This is a genomic window from Borreliella burgdorferi B31 (assembly GCF_000008685.2).
In the GTDB taxonomy this organism is placed as follows: domain Bacteria; phylum Spirochaetota; class Spirochaetia; order Borreliales; family Borreliaceae; genus Borreliella; species Borreliella burgdorferi.
On the sequence record NC_001857.2, the window covers coordinates 12,952 to 34,383 of the forward strand.

27 protein-coding genes are annotated in these 21,432 nt (G+C 28.6%); 23 read left to right on the forward strand and 4 right to left on the reverse strand.

Annotation, left to right across the window (positions count from 1 at the left end; all coding sequences use genetic code 11):
* Window positions 1-43: 43 nt before the first annotated feature.
* The 5 genes from BB_RS05195 (at window position 44) to BB_RS05210 (ending at window position 2,850) form a co-directional block, all read left to right on the forward strand.
* Window positions 44-628 (forward strand): DUF226 domain-containing protein, encoded by a 585-nt coding sequence (locus tag BB_RS05195; protein ID WP_010258127.1) that lies wholly within the window; start codon window positions 44-46, stop codon window positions 626-628.
* The gene (locus tag BB_RS05200; RefSeq protein WP_010258131.1) at window positions 604-1,356 is read left to right on the forward strand and encodes a ParA family protein; all 753 of its coding nucleotides are present in this window, start codon (window positions 604-606) and stop codon (window positions 1,354-1,356) included. Before BB_RS05195 ends, BB_RS05200 begins: the two co-directional genes overlap by 25 nt.
* Window positions 1,357-1,386: 30 nt before the next feature.
* Window positions 1,387-1,932, forward strand: a complete 546-nt coding sequence (locus BB_RS05205; protein WP_010258133.1) for a chromosome replication/partitioning protein — start codon at window positions 1,387-1,389, stop codon at window positions 1,930-1,932.
* Window positions 1,933-2,196: 264 nt separating this feature from the next.
* Entirely contained in the window at window positions 2,197-2,355 is a 159-nt protein-coding gene (locus tag BB_RS07755; protein ID WP_010259080.1) for a hypothetical protein, read from the forward strand.
* Between the two features lie 63 nt (window positions 2,356-2,418).
* On the forward strand, window positions 2,419-2,850 hold the full coding sequence (locus BB_RS05210; RefSeq protein WP_010259081.1) for a DUF261 domain-containing protein: 432 nt from the start codon (window positions 2,419-2,421) through the stop codon (window positions 2,848-2,850).
* Window positions 2,851-3,049: 199 nt separating this feature from the next.
* On the opposite strand, the gene dbpA is transcribed toward BB_RS05210, so the two are convergent.
* The 3 genes from dbpA to BB_RS07950 all read right to left on the reverse strand — a co-directional run bounded on the left by dbpA (window position 3,050) and on the right by BB_RS07950 (window position 4,992).
* Window positions 3,050-3,625 carry a decorin-binding protein DbpA gene (dbpA, locus tag BB_RS05215; protein ID WP_010890380.1) on the reverse strand — a complete coding sequence of 192 codons (576 nt, stop codon included), beginning with the start codon at window positions 3,623-3,625 and terminating at the stop codon, window positions 3,050-3,052.
* A 119-nt stretch (window positions 3,626-3,744) separates the two neighbouring features.
* On the reverse strand, window positions 3,745-4,308 hold the full coding sequence (gene dbpB, locus BB_RS05220; RefSeq protein ID WP_010890381.1) for a decorin-binding protein DbpB: 564 nt from the start codon (window positions 4,306-4,308) through the stop codon (window positions 3,745-3,747).
* A 558-nt stretch (window positions 4,309-4,866) separates the two neighbouring features.
* Entirely contained in the window at window positions 4,867-4,992 is a 126-nt protein-coding gene (locus BB_RS07950) for a hypothetical protein (RefSeq protein WP_010258358.1), read from the reverse strand.
* A 184-nt stretch (window positions 4,993-5,176) separates the two neighbouring features.
* Between BB_RS07950 and BB_RS05230 the strand changes: the two genes are divergently transcribed.
* The 3 genes from BB_RS05230 (at window position 5,177) to BB_RS05240 (ending at window position 8,675) form a co-directional block, all read left to right on the forward strand.
* The gene (locus BB_RS05230; protein WP_010890382.1) at window positions 5,177-5,770 is read left to right on the forward strand and encodes a helix-turn-helix domain-containing protein; all 594 of its coding nucleotides are present in this window, start codon (window positions 5,177-5,179) and stop codon (window positions 5,768-5,770) included.
* 3 nt (window positions 5,771-5,773) lie between these two features.
* Window positions 5,774-7,126 carry a PBSX family phage terminase large subunit gene (locus BB_RS05235; RefSeq protein WP_010258365.1) on the forward strand — a complete coding sequence of 451 codons (1,353 nt, stop codon included), beginning with the start codon at window positions 5,774-5,776 and terminating at the stop codon, window positions 7,124-7,126.
* A 1,009-nt stretch (window positions 7,127-8,135) separates the two neighbouring features.
* Entirely contained in the window at window positions 8,136-8,675 is a 540-nt protein-coding gene (locus BB_RS05240) for a lipoprotein (RefSeq protein ID WP_010890383.1), read from the forward strand.
* A gap of 57 nt (window positions 8,676-8,732) precedes the next feature.
* Here the strand turns inward: BB_RS05240 and BB_RS05245 are convergent, their stop codons facing one another.
* The gene (locus BB_RS05245; RefSeq protein WP_010890384.1) at window positions 8,733-10,322 is read right to left on the reverse strand and encodes a peptide ABC transporter substrate-binding protein; all 1,590 of its coding nucleotides are present in this window, start codon (window positions 10,320-10,322) and stop codon (window positions 8,733-8,735) included.
* 503 nt (window positions 10,323-10,825) lie between these two features.
* On the opposite strand from BB_RS05245, the gene BB_RS05250 reads away from it, so the two are divergent.
* The 15 genes from BB_RS05250 to BB_RS05320 all read left to right on the forward strand — a co-directional run bounded on the left by BB_RS05250 (window position 10,826) and on the right by BB_RS05320 (window position 21,415).
* Window positions 10,826-11,464, forward strand: coding sequence for an Mlp family lipoprotein (locus BB_RS05250; RefSeq protein ID WP_010890385.1), 639 nt, complete (start codon window positions 10,826-10,828; stop codon window positions 11,462-11,464).
* A gap of 82 nt (window positions 11,465-11,546) precedes the next feature.
* The gene (locus BB_RS05255; RefSeq protein ID WP_010890386.1) at window positions 11,547-12,152 is read left to right on the forward strand and encodes a hypothetical protein; all 606 of its coding nucleotides are present in this window, start codon (window positions 11,547-11,549) and stop codon (window positions 12,150-12,152) included.
* A 349-nt stretch (window positions 12,153-12,501) separates the two neighbouring features.
* Window positions 12,502-13,743 (forward strand): phage portal protein, encoded by a 1,242-nt coding sequence (locus BB_RS05260; protein WP_012665573.1) that lies wholly within the window; start codon window positions 12,502-12,504, stop codon window positions 13,741-13,743.
* 11 nt (window positions 13,744-13,754) lie between these two features.
* Complete coding sequence (locus BB_RS05265; protein WP_010257708.1) at window positions 13,755-14,342, forward strand: DUF1357 family protein; 588 nt, start codon at window positions 13,755-13,757, stop codon at window positions 14,340-14,342.
* 96 nt (window positions 14,343-14,438) lie between these two features.
* Window positions 14,439-15,047: a DUF228 domain-containing protein gene (locus BB_RS05270; RefSeq protein ID WP_010257711.1), complete on the forward strand. Its 609-nt coding sequence runs from the start codon at window positions 14,439-14,441 to the stop codon at window positions 15,045-15,047.
* 15 nt (window positions 15,048-15,062) lie between these two features.
* Window positions 15,063-15,980 carry a hypothetical protein gene (locus BB_RS05275; protein WP_010257713.1) on the forward strand — a complete coding sequence of 306 codons (918 nt, stop codon included), beginning with the start codon at window positions 15,063-15,065 and terminating at the stop codon, window positions 15,978-15,980.
* A 3-nt stretch (window positions 15,981-15,983) separates the two neighbouring features.
* Window positions 15,984-16,436 (forward strand): DUF3890 domain-containing protein, encoded by a 453-nt coding sequence (locus BB_RS05280; protein ID WP_010257716.1) that lies wholly within the window; start codon window positions 15,984-15,986, stop codon window positions 16,434-16,436.
* A complete protein-coding gene (locus tag BB_RS05285; protein WP_010257720.1) occupies window positions 16,433-16,807 on the forward strand; it encodes a DUF1506 family protein in 375 nt (124 codons plus the stop codon). Before BB_RS05280 ends, BB_RS05285 begins: the two co-directional genes overlap by 4 nt.
* Complete coding sequence (locus BB_RS05290; RefSeq protein WP_010257723.1) at window positions 16,804-17,121, forward strand: hypothetical protein; 318 nt, start codon at window positions 16,804-16,806, stop codon at window positions 17,119-17,121. The genes BB_RS05285 and BB_RS05290 overlap by 4 nt, the downstream gene beginning before the upstream one ends.
* Window positions 17,122-17,142: 21 nt before the next feature.
* Window positions 17,143-17,682 (forward strand): DUF764 family protein, encoded by a 540-nt coding sequence (locus BB_RS05295; protein WP_010257727.1) that lies wholly within the window; start codon window positions 17,143-17,145, stop codon window positions 17,680-17,682.
* A 76-nt stretch (window positions 17,683-17,758) separates the two neighbouring features.
* Window positions 17,759-18,829, forward strand: a complete 1,071-nt coding sequence (locus BB_RS05300; RefSeq protein WP_010890388.1) for a DUF787 family protein — start codon at window positions 17,759-17,761, stop codon at window positions 18,827-18,829.
* Window positions 18,829-19,251, forward strand: a complete 423-nt coding sequence (locus BB_RS05305) for a DUF1463 domain-containing protein (RefSeq protein ID WP_010257097.1) — start codon at window positions 18,829-18,831, stop codon at window positions 19,249-19,251. The genes BB_RS05300 and BB_RS05305 overlap by 1 nt, the downstream gene beginning before the upstream one ends.
* A 58-nt stretch (window positions 19,252-19,309) precedes the next feature.
* A complete protein-coding gene (locus BB_RS05310) occupies window positions 19,310-19,798 on the forward strand; it encodes a DUF1473 family protein (RefSeq protein WP_010257732.1) in 489 nt (162 codons plus the stop codon).
* Entirely contained in the window at window positions 19,791-20,009 is a 219-nt protein-coding gene (locus BB_RS05315) for a DUF1322 family protein (RefSeq protein WP_010257105.1), read from the forward strand. Before BB_RS05310 ends, BB_RS05315 begins: the two co-directional genes overlap by 8 nt.
* An 8-nt stretch (window positions 20,010-20,017) precedes the next feature.
* Window positions 20,018-21,415 (forward strand): hypothetical protein, encoded by a 1,398-nt coding sequence (locus tag BB_RS05320; protein ID WP_012622802.1) that lies wholly within the window; start codon window positions 20,018-20,020, stop codon window positions 21,413-21,415.
* Window positions 21,416-21,432: the final 17 nt, after the last annotated feature.

Below are 21,432 nucleotides of genomic sequence, written 5' to 3' on the forward strand. Positions count from 1 at the left end.
AAAATGTACAGCTTGGCTTTACTATTAAGGAAAAAGGAAAAAAATGACGGCTTTACTTGAACGACTAAAGCAAAAGCAAAAAGAGTTAAAATTGGACGCAGACAACAAGCCAAAGGCCAAAAAAGGAAAAAAGGCTACCGTTTTTTCTAAGATTGAGGAGGTTAAGGGTAGAAAGATATACCATACTAAAATCTTTAATGACTTTTATACATTTGGAATAAGCAAGAATGAACCTACGAAATTTTTCATTTCTTTAAGGGGAATCTTTAACATAGAAGACATAAGCATGTTTCATTTATTCTCTGTAAGAGAAGATGATGAATTTATGGGAATTTATTACGGAATAAGAAAACTTGACAAAGCATTTATTGTAAAGAATTTCAACAAGAAAGAAACTTACACTCTTAGAAAATGTGAATACATTGAATTTAGGTTTAAAAAAGGTTCTGTTTTTTGTTATTTAAACGGTCTTCATATTTTACTTAAAAAGGATAGGGTAAACAGCCCCTATTACAACACACTATTAAATATTATTTTAGAACTAGAAACTGAACTCTACGCTTTTTATAGCAAAAAATTGTCAAAAGGGGGAATTATTCCTGAATGGATAAAAAAGAGACAAAAGTAATAACAATCGCAAGCATAAAGGGTGGTGTTGGCAAGAGCACAACAAGTTTAATTTTTGCCACATTGCTTTCAATCAAATGCAAGGTTCTTTTAATAGACATTGATACCCAAGCTTCAACAACAAGCTATTTTTTTAATAAAATTAAGGACAATAATATAGATTTAATAAATAGAAATATATATGAGGTATTAATATCAAATTTACACATAGATAATGCATTAATCACAATTAACAAAAATCTGGATTTAATTCCAAGTTATTTAACATTACATAAATTCAATTCAGAATCTATTCCATATAAAGAATTTAAATTAAAAGAACAGCTAAAGTTATTAAGTAATCATTACGATTATATAATACTTGATACAAATCCCAGCTTAGATTTTACCCTAACAAATGCCCTTGTATGTAGCAATTACATAATAATACCAATAACAGCAGAGAAATGGGCTGTTGAAAGTTTAGATTTATTTACTTTTTTTATGAACAAGTTATTATTAACTTTGCCAATGTATTTAATTAATACTAAATTTAAAAGAAACAACACGCACAGAGAACTTTTAAAGGTTTTAGAAAAAAACAATAATTTCTTAGGCACAATATCTGAGAGAGAAGATTTAAACAAAAGAATAGCAAAAAATGATAGATTTGATTTGACGAAGGATTACATAATAGAGTACCAAAACACGCTTACTGCGTTTTTAAATAAATCAAGTTACGTACACTAAGTGTACTCAAGCTGTAAAGGAGGATTATAAGTGGAGATAAAGATAAATAAAAGAAATTTATCTGAAAGCGTTAGAGAAGAAGAGCAAGCACTTGTTCATTATAATAAACTTAAAGAAAAATTAAACATTAATTTTCAAAAAGAAATTTATTGCAAAATAGAAGCAATGAAGGTTTTAAAAGAAATTAAAGATAAAGAATATTATAAACTTGACAATTATTCCAGTTTTGATGATTTTGCAAAAGACTATAGACTTGCCAGAACTCAAACTTATAAGTATCTTAAAATTGCAACAGCAATAGAAGAAGGGCTTATTGAAGAAAAGTATGTAGTTAAAAACGGAATCAATGATACAATTTGTCTTCTTAAAACAAAAGAAAGTCCAAGTTTAAAAAAATCTAATCAAAACCCAATAAAACCACTAAGATTTCAGCTTAAAAAGGAAGAAGCTTATTCTTTTTATAAAAAAAATCCCAAGCTTACAAGCTTTCTTTTAGAGAAAATTTTTTTTAAGGAAAAAGATTTTTTATTAAAAATAATTAAAGAATTTGAAACTTTAAGAAATAAACGAAAATGAAATATTTATTTGCAAAACTTGAAAAGTTAGTGTATACTTTATAGGTACAGACTGACACGCAATGTGTCGCTCTTAATATAAGGACCTGTTACCTTAAAGGGTTTATTGGGGATTCTTTTAAAAGAATCCCCAATAAACCCTTTAACTTTTGATTTGAAGTTTTTATTTTTTAACAGTAATTTTGGAAAAATTTAGAAAAGTATTTACAAAACATAAATTTTTTTATACTATAGTATTAGTAAAAAACTTATATTAGGGGTTAAGATGAAAAGGCTTAATAAGATCAAAAGGAAAGAATACTACAAACTTTTAATTGAAACTTTTGCCATTAAAACAATGGTTTTGAGTGGCTTGGTTCTAACAATATTAAAGATTCTTAAACCCAAATGTTTTCTTATTAAGCTTTTAGATTCTAAAGTTTAGATAAAAATTGGTCGGGAATGTTTAATTATTTAAAAATTATATTTAAAAATTGTGTATTTAAAAATGTTTATTGAGAAAATATTACAAAGCAATGCAGAATTGTTTAAAGACGTTCAAAAGTCCGGATGTTATTTTTTGTCTTTGCACTATTGGATATTTGTTTTAACGGGGTTTGATTTTACAGCAAAAGACGTTAATTTAAATTATCAGCGGTTTTTGGAATTAGGCTACATTAGAAAGGATTGTTATATTTTAAATCCATGTAAAATTCTTAGTTGTTATAAAATATTTTCCAAGGTTAGATACGAGAGTCCACTTTATTTGCCTAAAGCCGGCAGAGAGTTTGAAATAACAGAGATTAAGGTGAAAGATCAGGTTTTTGTGCATTTTCTTGTAATGGATAATAATAAGGTGCTTTACGACAGTCTTGATTTAAAGTCTAAAGGAAAGAAATTCCAAATAACATCAAAAAGGATATTTAATTATTTTGTTTGAAAAGATTAATGTCATTTTAAATTCTAAGTCTTTTAGGTGAATTGTTGTAACTTTAACTTATTTTATGTCTTGATTATCGGGCGAAGAGTTTAATATTTGTTGATTTTAATTGCAAGCTAACATTTAAATTATAAGCCCAAACCCAACCAGATGGATTTGGTTGGGTATTGTTTTTAATTGATTATAAAAATGTTGTTTATTAGTTATTTTTGCATTTTTCATCAGTAAAAGTAGAATTTTCCTTCTTTTTAAGGGTGCAGTAGTTTTTTGTATGAACCCTTTGTAATTTTTCTCTCATTTTTTTTGCAATTTCAAGCACTCCTTGAGCTGTAGTTGGAGGATTCTCTTCAGCTGCATCTGAGACTGTTTTTGTCATCTCTTGTATTCCCAATTTTTGTAATGGTTTTGAGACTTCAAACATTAAATCATACATTGCTGAAAATTCACCACTACTTCCAGTTTCTTTGAGTTTAGTAGCTTCCTCTTCTATTGCTATTACGAATTTTTCCGCTACTGTAGTAGCTCGCACTTTTGCTTCAAGTATGAATGGATTTTCTGATACCCCACTACCCGTTTTTTTATCTTTAAAGGCATCAAAATTTACGCCCTTAAGAGCAGCGTCTTTTTTAATTGCATCTATTTCATCTGTAATGTCTTTAGCGCTTCGTTCTAATCTAATTTTTGTTGCTCCTGTTAGTCCACATGATATAAGTAGGTTAACAAGTATAGTTAGTTTAAGTAAATTGTTAAAAGTTTTATTATTACATTTAATCATAACATTATCCTTTTTTTGTATTTTAGTAAAAGCAATAAACCAATATTATTAAATTGTAAATATTAGGACGAGCTAAAAATTTTACTTTTAGTCCATTCTAATGACAATATTTTTAATATTTATTTCTTTTTTTTGCTTTTATTATTTTTTTTCTCTCCACCATTTTCAATATTTTGTTTTTCCTTAACCACTTTAAGTTGATTTTCTATTTGAGCTTTAGCCGCAAGCAATCTTTCAGCTGTGTTTATAGGATTATTTTTAGATTCCTCTAAAACACGGGCTTTTAAGCCTATTATTCCAACGTCTTCTAGCGATTCTACAACCTCAAGCATTAAGTCAAACATAGCCAAGAATTGACCACTGTTTCCAGTTTCTTTAAGCTTTAAAGCTTCTTCTTCTATTATCTTAAGGAACTTTCCTGTTTCAACAATGGCTTGTACTTTTGCTTCTCTTAAGGCTAGTCCACCACTTGTTACCTTGGAACCGGTTTTAAGACCTGTAAAAGCTTCAAAAAGTACACCTTTTCCCGTGGCTTCTTTTTTTATTTTTAAAATTTTGTTTTTTAAATCCTTAGAGGACGATTCAAGAGCTGCATTTGTTCTTTCTACTAATCCAATACTACATGCGACCAATAGTTTAAAAAACAAGGCTATAACTATTGAATTTAGCTTTCCAATTTTCATTTTTTCCTCCTTCTATTAAATTTAGTTAAATTTAAATTTTAGCCCACTTTATGAAAAATAAAATAAAATAAATTAGTTAGTATGTTGATGTAAAAAGTTAATATAATGCCTAGATTTGTACTAAAGTTTAAAACTTTTATTTTAAAAGCGTATCAGTTTAAGTTTTATTTTTATTATTTTTATTGTTAGTGTGAATTTGTTTTATGCAAATATAGCAGTAACATTGTTTGGAATTACAAGCTTGCTATGCAATCTGGCTTGTGATTTTAAGACTTGTTTCCAGTTTGCCAAAATATTTCAAATTGGTTATTTTGCAAATTGAATCAAAGATCTAAAATAATTAGGTCTTAAAAATAAAAGAGAAGCCATGCTCCCGCAATTTATTGGCTTCTCTTTCAAGTATTTTGACTATTTTGATATTGCTTTATTTTTTTTAATTAGGAGTATAAGGATTGGCAGGCTTAAAAGGCATAAAAATACCCTTTAGGCCTTTAAAGAAGTATCCTTTTTTGCTTGCTCCTGAGGCTATTTTGTTTTTTACTTTAATTGTCATGTCTTTTAAACTTTTACTAGATGTATTTTTCCATAAGCTTTTATTAAGCGTTTTAATCTTTCATTTTGTTCGTTAACAACGATTTTTTTGATTTTTGTTTCTTGCTCTTGAGTAAATACCTCGCTATACATATTACACAATAATGTTATTGCTGGCAACAGAATATATTTTGTTTTAAATATTCCCTTCTCCTTTTACCACTTATTTTTATTAATTTTATTATATTTAAAAAATAGATCTCTTTAATTAAATTACTCACGGTAAAAAACATTAATTTTTATTGAGTTTTTAAAAGAACTTAATTAAAATAAAATAATGATATTTAAAAATAGAAAAGAAGAATATATTTTTTTATTTAAAAAAGGTTTAAAAGATTTAGATATCGCTCAAATTTTAGGTGTTAGTGAATCTTTTGTAGCAAAAGCCCGAAATAAATATTTTAAATCCGGTGATTCTGTTTGTAAAAAGAATTCTTTTTCTAGCGACCTGGCAGAAGAAAGCACTACTAAAGTGTCTTTTAATGAGGACAATTTTAACAATTTAGTGCTGCTTGCTACAAAAAAGGCCTGTGAGCTTGAAAATGCCAAAAATGAGGCTGAAAGGTTATTTTACGAGATAGTTTGTTCTTTTATTGATTCCCACCACAGATGTAAAAATCTCAGTTTAGCGGCAATAAAAAAGGAAGTATTAATTTTGGATTTAAAAATTAGCAAACTTCAAAGCGAGATTAGCGCCAATAAAAAAAGAGGGCTTAAAAGCCAAGAAAGCCTTGAAAGAGAGCTTGCTGATAGGATTAAAAAGAGAGAAGAGATTGAAAAAAAACTTATTACTATTTGCATGAGAGAGGATTTTGATACTCTTGTTAAGCTTAAATCTGTTTTAAGTAGTAAGAATTTAAAATTGGAGTAAAATTTGAAATTCTTAAGATCATTAGCGTTTCTCAATCTTCAGAAAAAGTTTAAAAATAAGTTTAATATTAACATTTTGGATTATATTAAGCCAAAACCAACCAAAATTTGTTTTAAAGATTTTGAAAATAAATACTTAACTGCTAAGCAAAAGGAAGTTCTTTTTGACATAGAAAGTAACAATTATTCAAAAGTAATATTTAGCGGTGGGATTGCAAGTGGTAAGACGTTTTTAGCTTCATATTTGCTTGTTAAAAAGCTTATTGAAAACAAATCTTTTTATGAGCAAGATACCAATAATTTTATTATAGGCAACTCAATTGGTTTGTTGATGACAAATACTGTAAAGCAAATAGAGAAAATTTGCAGCTTGCTGGGAATTGATTACGAGAAAAAGAAAAGCGGGCAGTCTTTTTGTAAGATAGCAGGTCTTAAGCTTAATATTTACGGGGGTAAAAACAGAGATGCTTTTTCCAAGATTCGTGGGGGCAATAGTGCAATAATTTATGTAAATGAAGCAACAGTAATTCACAGAGAAACTTTACTTGAAGTAATAAAAAGGCTTAGAAAGGGTAAAGAAATTATTATTTTTGATACAAATCCGGAAAGCCCTGCGCATTATTTTAAAACCGATTATATTGAAAATACAGATGTTTTTAAGACATATAATTTTACAACTTATGACAATCCTTTAAATTCAGCAGATTTTATTCAAACTCAGGAAAAACTTTACAGGCGTTTTCCCGCCTATAGGGCTCGTGTGCTTTACGGGGAGTGGATTTTAAATGAATCTACGCTATTTAATGAGATGATTTTCAATCAAGATTATGAATTTAAAAGCCCAATAATGTACATTGATCCTGCATTCTCAGTGGGTGGAGACAATACAGCTATTTGTGTTTTAGAGCGCACTTTTGAGAAGTTTTATGCATATATTTATCAAGACCAAAAACCAGTAAGTGATAGTTTAATGCTTGCTTCCATTCAAGTTTTAATAGAAAATTTCAATGTAAATACCGTTTACATTGAGGAGAGAGACAGTACCAAGGGGGATGGAATTTTAACTAAAACAATTCTTTTCTTGAGAAACAAAAGCAGTCACTATTTTAAAGTTGCACCAATAAAACCTTTAAGCAATAAATTTAAAAGAATATGCGCGCTTATTCCTTTGTTTGAAAGCCGCAAAATAGAATTTTTAAAAATAATAAGTAAAAATGTAATATCTGATATTTACAGCTACAAAGGAGATGGCAAAACAAAAGACGATGCGCTTGATTCTCTTGCAAATGCGTATCTTCTTTTAACGCTAAATTATAAAGAAAAATTATTTCATTTCGGCAGGTTTAAATATTTATAATTTTATCTAAATTTTTAGTTATCAATTTAAGTTTATTGTAATTAATAATTGTTTAAAAGTTTTTGTCTTTTGTGCTGATTTTGCTAAAAATTCTTTTTTGCCTTGAATTTAGGCTAAATCAATATTAAATCAATATTAAATAAATATTAAATAAATATTAAATAAATATTAAATAAATATTAAATAAATATTTAAAACAATTAAATTTTTATATTAAAAAATGCAAATTTTTGTAAAAAATATAAAATTAATATTCAATCTTTTAAAGATTTTGAAAAATTTTTTTTAAAGTTTATTTTTTTGGAAAATATTATTGATATGATTTATAATTTAATTTTTATTATTTTACCACTAAGGAGTCTATTATGAAAAACAGATTTTTTCTATATTTTTGTTCTCAAACTTTGATTTTTTTAATTGTAATGCTTTTGGAAGCATAATTTTGACTTTGAAAAAAAGCTCAGTTTGAAATATTTAAGCTAATTTTTTTTAAAAGAGAGTTTATTTTACATCAATTTTGATTAGATTTTATTAAATTAGCATTAGAAAAATTTGCTAAGTTTGTCAAATTTGCCTAGTGTAATCATTTTTAAGATTTATTTTTTCAATCTATTCAAATGTATTTCTGGGGGAGTGAAATATGAGAATTACCGGTCTTCTTTTTTTTTTAATATGTCTTTTAAGTTGTAGTTCTTTTAATAAGTCGAGCAATAAAAGTTTATTGGCCAAAAATAAGCAAAAAGCATCAGATTATAACAGAGAGTATTATCAGAAAAACAGAGAAAAACTTAAATTAAGAGCCAGAGAGCGATATCGTAGAAACAGAAAGCTTTAAATTAACTAGAAAAAATTAAGTTTATTAAACTTATTAAGAATTTTTAAGTAATTTTAATATTAAATAATATATTTAAATTGAATAATAGGTTCATGAAAAATTTGTATGTTTTTTAGTTATTTGAAATAATTTTGCACTTTTGAAATAAATTAAATTTTCATTAGGAGAATATACATGAAGAGATATATTTATGTATATATCATTTCAGTAGCTGTAATTTCTTGTTATTTAAATGATTTTTCTGGTATGAAAGAAAATAACTGTAATAAATATGATTTAAGTTTTTTTGAGCTTTCTTTAGCTGAAAGAGAAAATGCTATTTTAAAAATTCAAAGAAAATTTAAGAGCTTGACTGACAAAATAAGCTCCAGGATATCTAATTACAGCGAGATTAAAGTTGGCAATTTTTTTAGCGAATCTAGTGAGCAAAAGATTAATCTTTTAAACAAAATATTAGAGATTTTAAAAATACAGCACGGGTTAGTAGAAAAAAGCAGCAATACTTTAAGTAAGCTTAAAATGTTAAGTGTAGGCAATTATGATGTTCTTGATCCACAGCCAGAGTTGAAACTTTTAAATCAAAAATATTCAGATATAGATGAAAAATTAAGAGAAATATGTAGTTGCATTCTTAGTAACAGCATTGACTTTAATAAGGTTTTAAATGATTTGATTTATTTAAAAGAGAGTGCTTTAGCACTAATTCAAAAATAAGTTTTCATAAATAGGGTCAAAATTTTGACCCTATTTGTGAAAAAGTTTAAAAATCAGTTATTCTTCTATAGGTTTTATTTCTGATAGGGCAAATCTTTCTGAATTGTTTGTATTCCACCCTAGCCATTTGTCGTTTTTAAAAAGATAGTTTCCCGCAACACTGTATATTGGAATTATTGGATAATCATTTTCAATAATTATTTCTTCTATCTTTTTTAATATTTCTAATCTTAGTTTTTCATCCTCTTCAAGATCGGATTTTATTATAAGCTCATCAAGTTCAGGATTTGAATATCCGTAAGATGCAAAATGTGAGTTTTTAGTTTCAAATATATTAAAGAATGCCATGGGATCTAAATAATCTCCTTGCCAGGACCTTACTGAGATCTCATATTGACCTTTTAAAATATTTGATATGTGGTTGACCCATGTTTCAGGCTCAATTTCTACATCAATATTTAAAACTTTTTTCCATTGGCTTTGAATAAAACTAGCAACTTCTTTTTCAAGGTCATTTTTATTGTATTTTATTGTAAGAGTTGGAAAATTTTTACCATCTGGATATCCAGCTTCGGCTAAGAGCTTTTCTGCTTTTCGCGGGTTGTATGGCTTAAGCTTTTTCCCATAATTATAGTTGTTAATATTAGGGCTTATTTTTCTTGTTGCTTTAAAGTTGTTGTCAAGAACTCTGTAAGTTAGAGTTTCTCTGTCAACCGCAAGAGCCAATGCTTCTCTTACTTTTACATTGTTAAGAGGTTTAACATTTGTGTTTAGTGAAAAAAACCCAATTTGATTAATGTCAGCTGAATAAAAATCTTCTCTTAAGATAAGCTCATTAATAAGGCTTAAGGGGATGTTATTAAAAATAGCATCTATTTCGTTGTGCTCGTACATACTGTAAATTCTGCGGGTGTCGTTTATAGTAACAAATATGAGCTCATTAATAGCAACGTTTTTAGCATCATAGAATTTTTCATTTTTTTCAAGAGATATTTCTTCGTTTAAGATCCTTCTTTTTAGCTTGAAAGGCCCGCTTGTAACCATGTTTTCTGAGCTTGTCCATTTGTTTCCAAACTTTTTAACAATGTGCGTAGGAATGGGTATAAATATTGGGTGTGTAAGCATGTCAAGAAAATATCTTGCTGGGCGAGAGAGAGTTATTTCTAAAGTTTGCTCATTGATTACCTTTACTCCAACTTCATCTGCATTTAATTTTGTTTCGTAAAATTCTTGTGCATTTTTTATCTTTGATGTTAATAGGTTAATATGTGGCACATCAAGCTCATTTTCTAAGGCCATTATGTAGGAATCTCTAATGGTGCTTGCTGTTATTTTAATGCCGTCACTCCAATAAATGTCGTCTCTTAAATGGAATGTATAGCAGGTGTTGTCGTAAGAAATGTCCCAATTTTTTGCAAGTCCTGGCCTGTATCCACCCGTTTTGGGGTCACCCCTTAAAAGCCCTACAAATAGTTCGTTTATAATTAAATTACCTAGCCTATCGCTGCAAAATTGTGGATCAAGCGATGTTGGTTCGTTTCCAATTCCAACACCAAAGACAATATCATCTTTTGGTTTAGACATTGCTGAGCACGAGATTACAGTAGCAATGCCCAGTATTAAAAGTCCTCTTTTTTTTATTATCATATCCTTATGACCTTCCTTTAGCTGATTGAATATCCTTTTTTTATTTCAAATATTCAATTTTTATTAGCAAATTATATTGCAATATTTTTGTAAAGTATTTTATTTCTGCTGCTGGGAATCCCAAAAGGCTTGTTGTTTTTCATTAAAAGGAGATTTAAGGCAAAAGGCTTAAAAAGACGCATTTTTTATTTTAAAACTACAAATAAGGCCTTAAGACCCTATTTGTAGTTTTAAAGAAGTTTTCAATGAATTGTTGATTTATAACATTAGACAAATATATATCCCTCTTTGTTTTTTTTCAAATAAAATTTTAACCTTTACTTATATGTTTAGGCCTGTAAAGGAAATAAAAATTTAAGTTTTAATTTCTTTTTTGTTCTTAAGGGATAAAAAGGGATAAAAAGAATAATTTTAAAGAATAAAACAAAGAGATTGATTTTTTGTATTTCTTGATAATGCTAAAAAATGAACTATAATGACGACTTATTTTAGCGGAGGTTTTGATGCAAAGGATAAGTATTTTATTAATGTTATTGGCGGTGTTTTCTTGTAAGCAGTTTGGCGATGTTAAATCGCTTACAGAAATTGATTCTGGGAATGGCATCCCTCTTGTTGTTAGCGATGTAGTTAAGGATTTGATTCCCAAAGAGATTTCTTTAACTCCCGAAGAAGCTGAAAAGCTAGAGTCTTTAAAAGTCTTTTTAAAAGATGCAATGAGTGTTAATGGTAGAGAAGAAGCTTTAAAAGCTGAGTACGAAAAATCTTATAAAGAATTTTTTGATTGGCTTTCTAAGGATGTTAACAGACAAAAAGAATTTATAAGCTCTTTTGACAATATTTCTAGCATTGTTTCTAAAGCAGTAGATGCAAGCAAAAAGCGACGCCCCACTGAGCAACAATCTTTAGGCTTTAAAGAATATGTTTGCTATAAAATTAAAAATAGCAAAGGGGAGGCTTTAAGTTTATTTTTCCAAAAGGTAGTTGATGCATTTGGTGCTGATCCTTACAAAAAAGATAATGATGAGAGTGTTCAAAAACCTGTAAAATGCAATGAAGAGATTTTTAAAGTAATTAAAAAAGTGCTTACTGAAAGCGAGAGTAACAACGAATTGAAAAATTTGAAAAATTATGGAAATGTTTAAATTTGAGATATGATTTTTTAAAGACAAGTTCTAGTGAGAACTTGTCTTTTTCTTTTTTAAAAGACTTTTAAGTGTCTTTATTATGAGTGAAGTCAATAACGCAAAGAGCAATTTACAAGATTTTAAATTTAATAATGTTAAATTTGCCAAGGAATTATCAACTCAAGTGATTAATTCTGCTTTAGAAGTAGAGACCAATTTAAATAAGGTTTTAAATGCAAATAATTTAAATGATGCTCATTTAAAGGTCCAAAAATCAAAATCAAAACTTGTTTCTACGATCAATCTAGCCAAAAAGCTAAACAATCATCTACTTTTAGAATTTGATAAAATTTCTGATTTTGACATTCCCATAACATTTAGGATTGTTGACAAGATTTTAAAAGTATTTTATTGGACAATAGTCAATTTTGATTCTCACACAGTAAGTGAAATTGACTCAGTAGGGTTAAAAGAGATTGATTTTTTACATAAAGATGAAGAAGGAATAAAATCAGCCGAAGAAGAGATTAATAGCATTGAAAATTTAAAAACAAGAGAATTTCTCCTTGGACTACTTTTGGTTATTAAATCTACATTTCAAGCAGACAGAGCTTTAATAAAAGCAATTAGAGCATCTCTTTTAGCAACATCTTTTATTGCTCAAAGGGGAATAGAAGGCAAGAAGACATTATTTTTTTATTTTTAGTTTAATTAGATTTTCTGCATTTCAATATTAAAAGGTAGAGAAACAGCTCTCTACCTTTTTAATATTTATTGGGATTGGATAAAGTATTAATTTAATTTTCTTTTTAATATCATTTTACAATGTCTATTTTTTAACAATGCTAGCAAAAGTAAGTAGAATATTTTGTAAGTTTTACTTATATTCTTTAATTAATATTAGCATAAATACTTTAAAACGTATTAGTTTTTTATAAAATTTTAAATCAATTTTAAATTTTAATATTTACATTTTGAATATCAATATTGTTTAATAATTAATATCAAATAATAACAATTTGAATAAAAAACTGTTTTTGATATAATAATGTATAATGATATTTAAAAAAATGATTAACGAATTTAAAATGGAAATAAAAAACAATAAATCCAAAATCAATCCTATTGATGTTTACAGATATTCAATTTTTTTTAGAAACTACATAGAAAGTACCGCAGAAGATGCACTTAAGAATGGAATTAATTTAAGCCTGCTTGAAAAGTCTTGCTTGAAAGAAAGCAGCAAGTCTCTTTTGGGGTTAAAGGTTCAGTTAAAAGAAGCTCTTCTTGAAGCAATGATAAGCTACAGATTTAATGGAGCAGGTTATATTTTGGTAAAACCCAAAAGTGAAGATGAAGATTTAAGCAAAAAGGTTAACAGCGAATTACCCACAGGTTTTAAATATTTGGATTTTCAAAAAATTATTAACAAAAGAGATTCTAGTTACGTGGAGTACCTTTCTAACTCAAAAGACCCGGATGATTTTGAGAGAGCAAGAGTTGTAAAAATAGATAAAAGCAGAGTAATAATTTATGAAAATTATGATTATGTTTTAGGCGAGCAAGAACCTGCTTACACGCAAAGTTTGCTGCTTAACATTTGTCTTTTAGAACAAATTTATTTAGAAATAGAAAAAAGAATAAGAAATTATAATTTTTTGTTTTACAAAGACGAACATTTGGTGGGACTTGTTGAATCTTTAGAGATTGCAAAAGAAGAAATTAATGTTTTGGCAAACAGCAAAGGCAAAATATTTTCTACCTTTTTTAAAGCTCAAGAGCCAAACAAAAGTTTTCAAGCATTAAGTAGCGTCTCTGACGAGCTTAGCAGAGAGCTTAGCAAGATTAAAAACACTCTAAACAATGATGGAATTTTTTACACAGCATCAGAGAATGCACGCCTAGAAGTAATAAAATATGATTTAGAGTTTTTAAAAGACGCATTTGAACTTGTTAAAGCAAAAATTGGCGCTGATACCAAAGAGCCTTTAACCAGAAGCTTTAATGAGCAAGTCAAAGGGCTTGGCAGCAGCGGCAAGGGAGATAAAAGCAATTATTATGATTATTTAAAAGGCGTTCAAGAATCTGTTGCTAATGCGTGCAATCTCAAGCTTAACAAATATTACAGATTAAATATGAAGTTTAATGAGCTTGAAGCTTTAAGCTATGAGCAAAGACTTCAAAAAGACAATTTGCTTCTTGATGTTTATTTTAAATATTTAGAGCTAATTAAAAATGAAAATCTAAGCGACAAGGCAAAAGAAAATTTAAAAGAACAATTAAGTTTGGTTATTTAAAAGGAGTAATTATGGAAAAAATGGCTTCAGGCACAGACAAAAACCAAGAAGATTTAAAAGAGTCTAAAAGTAAAAACAATGAAGTTTTAAGCGACTCTTTGGTTCGTGAGTTTTTGGAATATAAAAATCTCAAAAGTGCAAGTAATAACTTAACTGTTAATTATTCTCACAATGACTTAAGAGAATCTGTTGAGATAAATAAACTTGCAAATGATAATTTAAGTTTTGAGTATAATACAGAAAATCTTTTAGCAAAAGGGTATTCTTTTAAAGAGGTTGTAAAAGGACAAGCTGAAGAGCTTATTAGAAAGTATGTAAAATCAGCTCAAATATTTGCTGTAGCTGGAACTTACAACCTTGAAGAGATTGACCCGAGTTCCCGCGCAATACTAATAAGGCTTGCAAAGACTAACATTGATCAGAACAAGAATTCAGAAAATTCATACAAAGTCATAAATTTTCAAAGAATAAAATCAGATCAAAAAAATAATTTAAGAGACAGAAATGCTTTTTTTAACACATATCATGATTTAAGAAAAGCAATGCTTAATCAGTGGGAAGAGATTAAGAATGAATTTTATTGTAATAAATTAGCTTAAATTAGCTTAAATTAGCTTAAATTTGTTTGAATTTTTGTAATTTAAGCTTTTAATGAAAAATTAAACAAAAAATTAATTTAAAAAAGGAGATTATTAATGAGCGATTCAATTGATTTTCAAAAAGAGATAGAAAAGCTAAAAGCATCAAAAGTAGAACTTGAGAGCCAGCTTGAAAGTTTAAAGAAAAATCAAGCTCAAAAAATTGTTTTAGACAAACTGCAAAGCGTTAATGCTAGCAGTTACCCGGTATTTGAGAGCCACAAATTTCAAGACGAAGGGCTTTATTTTGCTCAAAAAGGCGGACTTAAAAGCTCTTCTGCTGATAAGTTTGAAAATTATCAAGCTTTAGATTTTTGCTACAAATGCGGAGTTAAGCTTATTGTTAACGGTTCAAATTTGCAAATAGCAAAAGGCGGTGGTAGTGATCTTTATGGGGTTTGTGTAGACTTTGACGATTTTTCAAGAACCGGCACGGTTGTTCCAATCACTTGTAGTTTTGAATGTGTTTTGATTACTAAAGACAAAACCATCAAAGCAGAAGACAAATTAATAATAAACAGCGAAGGGGTTTTAGAAAAATCTAGCAAAAATGCATCTGTTATTCACGCTTTAGCATTAGGTCCTGCTTTAGAATTTAAAGACAGAAGAGATGTTTATGGAGTTAGAGTTCTTTTTTTAGTCAAGCAAATAAAAGATTCAATTTAAAATAGGAGAATTTGAATGGATGAGAGCATATTAAATAACGACGAGTATGTAAACACAGTAAGGGATGTTTTAGTTAAAGAGTGTCCAATCCCAGAATATTATCATTTTCTAGATTCACAGCAAATACAAAGTAGCAATATTTCCCTTGGAAGCGACAGAATTATTAAGTGGTATTCTAATTTAACAGACATTCCCACATTAAAGGTTAATGATTTTAACACAGTCTCAACAATAAAGTTCCAAAGACAAATAGTAAAAATTAACTATTTACCTTTTCAGTATGCATTTACTTACTATGCACCAGATGGAAAAGTTAGCGTAGAGGCAAACACAAATATTAACATGAGAGAAGGGCTTTTAGGAGCAATAATTGAGATACAAAAGTTAATGAGTGCGCACTATTTAAGAGGTGGACTTACACTCTCAAGAGGCAGTAAAAGAACTCTTCTTGTTGATGAGTCTAACAATGAAACTATGTACGGACTTTTGAATCTTCCAAATCAAATAGATAAAACAGTTAAACAGACAAACATATTAGATCAAATAAAATCAATAAATGATGATCTTTCAAAAATTAATTTGGAAGACGAGAGAAGGGTGCCTTTTAAAATACTTACAACCAGTAAAATCAAAGGCCGCCTACTTGAAAGACTTCCAAACAACAATTATTCATACAAAGACATGCTTTTTGATTTTATAAGCGCAATTAATAATGATGCAGATATTGAGCTTGAGACTACAAATTTACTAGATGATGAAATTTTAATATATCCAAGAAGTAGCAAACTACTGCTTTTAAAAGACGGTCATCAGCCGATATTAAATTCATACACAGAAGTTTCAAGTAGCAATTTTAGAACAAGTTTTCTTGACTTTTCTATTGGAACAATTTTGGCAACAAAAAATTCAATCCTTAGGATAAAATTGAGCTAAAAAATGAATGACAGTAAATTAGATACCAATCAGGCCTTAAGTGCAAATTTAAAAACTCTAAAGAGTGAGAATTTAGAATCACTGCAAAGAGTGTATGAGCAAATACTTAAGCTTTTAATGCTTGATTTTAAAGATCTAAGTATCAAAGAATTTTTTTTATATTTAAATTTACTTGAAAATATTTTAATTCTCAAGAGAATAAGAATTGAAAGTTTAAATGATTCTACAATGTTTGTTTTAATTTATTATTTTATTGGTTGCGAGTTAAAAAGACGAAACAGATTAAAGGGTTTTAATTTAAATAACATTAAGTCTGAAAAATTTAAAGAGATATCATTGGAATATTTTCCCACAAATCTTGACTCTAGCAGCTGTGGGGGCGATTTTTGCAAATGCTTGGATGATTTAATAAAAGATTTAAGAGCAAAAGGCTCTCTAATAGGAGTAGTTAAATGAAATCTTTAGAGATGATTAATATTAGTTTAAGTAATATTATAAGTATATATTCACAAGAACTTTTTTTCTGTAAATTCAGAGTAATCAAAGATCCAATAAATGCATCTTATGAAACTAGATTTAAAAGTTCTGATACTGTTGTTTTTAAAGGAATGTTTTTGTTAATTAATCCAGAAGAAGTAGTTGAGATTGAAGGTGTAAATATTTTTGATCAAAATAGTTACGCCAAGGTGTATACTCTTGAGAATTTGGAATTTGAGTACGGAGATTTGGTTAAGATTTTTGATGATGTTTATTCGATCTTGGGGGTTCAAAAAAGTTACAAAGAAGGTCTAAATTACAATACTCTAGTTTTAAGGAGCTCTTGTTGAGTGTAAAGATTAAATTTAAAGACATTTCTTTTAATGCAGAAAATAGCATTAATATCAAATCCGAAGAAATTAAAAAAGAGCTTAATTTCAAACTAGCAAAGGCTTTTTACAAAGAGTTTTATTCTAATATTTTTTCAAACAAAGAAATAAAAACAGCTTTTAGAAAATCTATTCAAAAAGGACTTATTGAAATAAAAGATCAATTTAGAGTTTTTTGTAAAAATTATTCACTTATCATGCAAAAAGATCTAAGTCCAAAAAGAGCTTTTAAGGCCAAAGAGGCTAATAAAAGCATTGAAAAACCCAGGATCTAAAAGCAAAAGAAGGGGATAATCATGATTATAGGACTAAATGAGTCTGTACAGTTTTTAATAAAAATACTTACAAATTTTAAAAAATATTTATATCTTAAAGAAATAGAATTGGAAATCTTAAACACTTACAACCACCCGTATTTGGAAAAGTTTGCTACAAATACTAGCAATTTACTTGTATTAAAAAGTGAGTCTTTCGAAGGTCTTACCCCCAGAAATCTAAGGGGTAGAAATTCTTGTAAAGAGTTTAATGAATTTAGATTAAGGTTTTCGCTTTATTTTTTAAGTTTTGTTTTATTTAAAGCTTACAAAGATTCTTATGAGAACATTTGCAAAGTGTATGAACACTTTTTGGAATTTTTACACGAGAATAGATTTAAGTTTGAGTTTACAAAAGAGCTTGAAGGCGATTCTTATTTGCTTTTAACTTATTATCTTTGCTCGATTAGCAATTTAAATAATGATGGGCTTCTTGGTGTTTCTAATATGCACGCCAATATGTGTTTTAGTTTTAATCAGATTTTTGTTGCAAATATACAGGTTTTAAAACAAGAGAGATAAATTTTTTTGAAAAAATAGAAAGAAATAGAAAGAAATAGAAAGAAATTAAAAAAAAGAAATTTAAAAAGGAGTATAAATGCCAAAAGATACAATAAGCGTTAGTTTTGTGCAAAACAGACTAGCTTTCAATAATGTTAATTATTACAATCCGCTTTTAATCTACAAAAGCAATGTTTTAGCAAGTAAGCACTTAGCATTAAGTGTTACAAATTTACAAGATCTTCTTGAAAAACTTGAGATGCAAAAGGCCCAAGAGTCTGATTCTTCCAAGAAGAAAATAGCAGAAGAGCAGCTGAGCGCTTTAAAAAAATCAATGAGCGATTTTTTTGGGCAAGACGGGCTTAAGTCTGTTGATTTTTATGTTTACAACCAGATTAAAGAGATTAAAGATTTTTTAAAATCCAATTTACATCCGTTTGTAGTTTTTGTAAATCAAGCAGAAGATGTTATTAGTAGCGATTTTGAAGAGATTAGAAAAATTTGCAATTTTATTGTAATTTCTACTAAAGATGCCAATTTGCCTGATTTTTTAAAAGGCAAAGACAAAAGTGAGCTTAAAAATATTATTGCTGTTTACGCCGGCAAGCAAAATTTGCACCTTAAGTTTACAGCAGCGTATTTGCATCAAGCAAGTATTTTTCACGCTGTTAATCCTTATGGGATGATTTTAAACGCTGTTCCTGTTTATGATGATTCTCTTATTGATTCTCTTAGAAAGACCAATATTAATTTTTACTCACTTCTTAATGAAACCGGCAATGACGGCATTTTAGCTTTCAAAGAAGGGGTTAGTCTCTCAGGCGATCCGATTGATGAGACTTTTACGCTTTTTTACATTAAAAATGAAGCAATCAAAGAGCTTATTAGAATTTGGAATAAAAACAATAGAGCTAACAGCAAGCTTGGTTCTTTAAATTTGGACGGCAATTTGCCAAACGAATACACAGCAGGGCTTGAATGTTTTTTCCATGAACTTAAACAAAAAGGTCTTATTGTCTCTTACAAGGAGATTAAACTTAAAATTAACTCTTCTGAGGGCTTAAGCTTAAGCTTAGAGGTTGCGCTTAAGTACAATGACAGCTTTAATAGCGTTAATTTAATAATAACAACACAAGAGATAAACGAATATTTAAGGAGAGCATCATAATGAGAGAATATTATTCACTTGATTTAATATTTTTTAGCTTTAATGACAATTTAATAGACACAGGCACTCTTGAGTACAGCACAGAGCCTAATGTAATGGCTAAAGCAAGCACAGAAGACAGAAATTTTCCAATTCCAAGCTTTAGAGATCCAAGAACCGTTGTTCATATTTTTGATTTAGAAGTAAGCAAAGGGTCTCTTGATTACAAACTCTTAACAAAGCTAAGCAACGAGCAATTTTACGAGAATGTACCAAAATCTAAAAAGTTAAAAAGATTGGTGTTTAACGATCAAATGGGACTTAAAATTATTTCAAATAGTGCCTTTTTTGCAGAAATTCCAACTAGAAAGTATTCAGCTGATAATGATACTGTTAAGTTTACAATTCATGCAATCAATTGTGATGTTGAGAAAGCAAGTTAAAAGTGTTAAAAACAAGTTAAAATTGTTAAAAGCAAATTTAAAAGGATAAGAATTAAAAATGAGATACAAGTTAAAAATATTAACCAGAGCCAAAACACATACATACGTTTTAAAAGATATTCCCATGTACGATTGGGACAGCGTTTTAGGATTTGACGTTGAAAGAGATGAGCTTATTAGCAAGCTTAATGATCTGCGAACATTAAAAGAAATAACCAAACTAATGATCTCAAGAGGTTTTTTAGATGAATTTTACGAAATTTTAAACAAAGAGAGAAGATATTCTGAGCTTTACAAGTACGCTCTTCCCACAATTCTTTTTTCAGTTCAGTATTCACTTTTTGAAACAATTGAAGGTTTTAAAAAGCCCGGGTTGGTTTACATTGAAAGTTTTCAAGATAAAAACGGCGACTACATTAAGTATGACTACATTAATGAGCGCTGGAGTTATGATTTAATCACAAACAGCAAGCCTTCAGACTTAAACTCAGAAGATTCTTTAGAGCCTGGTTTTGAGTCTTTGTTGCAAGAAGGTAGCAATGAATAAGCAAGAGATTGCGACTAGTTATTTTAAATACATAGACTATTTGACAAGAGAAACTAATAAGTATTATTTTCCTGTTGTAATGGGCATTTGTACATACAAAGATGTTAAAAAAATGGGCTACAAGGAGCTTGTAGAGGTTAACCGAGTAGCCAATTTAAAGCTTAACAAGGAAATATACGAGAGGTTTTTGTCTTTTAGTAGCGTGTTTTAAAGGTTTTTATGTACGAAGAAAACAATAATGAGAATAAATTCACAATTACATTAGAAGGCGTTCTTGACAGAAATGCCACAAAGAGTAATTTAAAAAAAGAGTTTTTAAGTCTAAAAAGGGAAAATTTTTTCAGTCAGGGTTTTGGTGGTTTGGGTGGAAAAGGTAGTAAGGATTTTTTATCCTTAAGCCTTGAAAAACTTGAAAGTTTGAAAAGACCCAAAAGTGATAATTCTAAAAAATCAGCAAGTTTTAAATCTTTAAATGTTTTAGGCAAAATTGATTCTTTTAAGGATTTTCTAGGTCCTGATTTTCAGAAAAACAATCCAAAAAGCGTTTTAAAAGATTTGGATTTAGACTTAGATTTAAAAGACAAAATCGCTTTGCCTGATGGGCACTTAAATAAGAATAAAAGTAGTCTAAGCTCTTATTTAAAGCCAGAAGTAGATAAATTGGATCTTGGCTCTCAAGAGCATTCATATTTTAAAACTGAAAATATTAAAAACACTTTTAAGCAGAATTTTGTTAATAATTCTGGTGAAGCTCAAACTAATCTACCAAAAGACTTTAGATTAGATTCCAATTTTAACAAGACTTTCCCTTTTGGGGATTTGCAAGAACCATTAGGTTTAAAAAATGCAAACAGCCAGATTGTTTGGAAAAATTTAATGTCTTTTAGAGATCTTTTTAAAGACTCAAGCCTTGTAGATTTTTTTAATATAAAAAATGGTTTTAATGATTTAAATTTGCCTTTAGAAGAATTTAAAAATTTAAAAGACAAAAAGACTGCTCTAAGTCTTGAAAATTTGGTTTTCAAAGATGATCAAAAAGAAAGTGCAAATAAAATACTAAAAAGAAAAAGATCTTTTGAAACAGAGCTTGAGAGAAATGATTTTTTAAGAAAACTTTACATTCTTCAAAGTTCACAAAATTCAAATCCAGATTCAAATTTAAATTCAAATTCAAATGATTTCTCTTTTATGGTTGAGCTTGCACAGAAATTAAAAAACGAAGGGCATGCCAAAAATGATTCAAAAGCAATTAGCTTGGTAAGTGATTTTCTAAGGGGTGAGAATAATTTAGAAAAAGTTTTAAGTTTTAGGATGCCAACAATGTCTTTAAAGAGTCCGGGGCAGCCTGAAGTTTTAAATAGCAAAATAATAAACACTGCCTTTGAGCCTGGATTAGACTCAATTTTGGAAAAAACTTTAGAACTTTTGGAGTGGGCTAAAAATTACGATTTTACAAGCAGTGTGCTAGACCCATTAAGAAATACTTTTTCAAATCTTGGTAGTATTTTGGCGCAAGCTTTTGAAAGTTTACCTTTGGTTGAGCACATGACAAATTTGCTAAATAGCGCTAGTGAATTAAATTCAAGAGGAATTGATGACGATTCTAGAATGCCTTAAGTGCAAAAGAGGTTTTA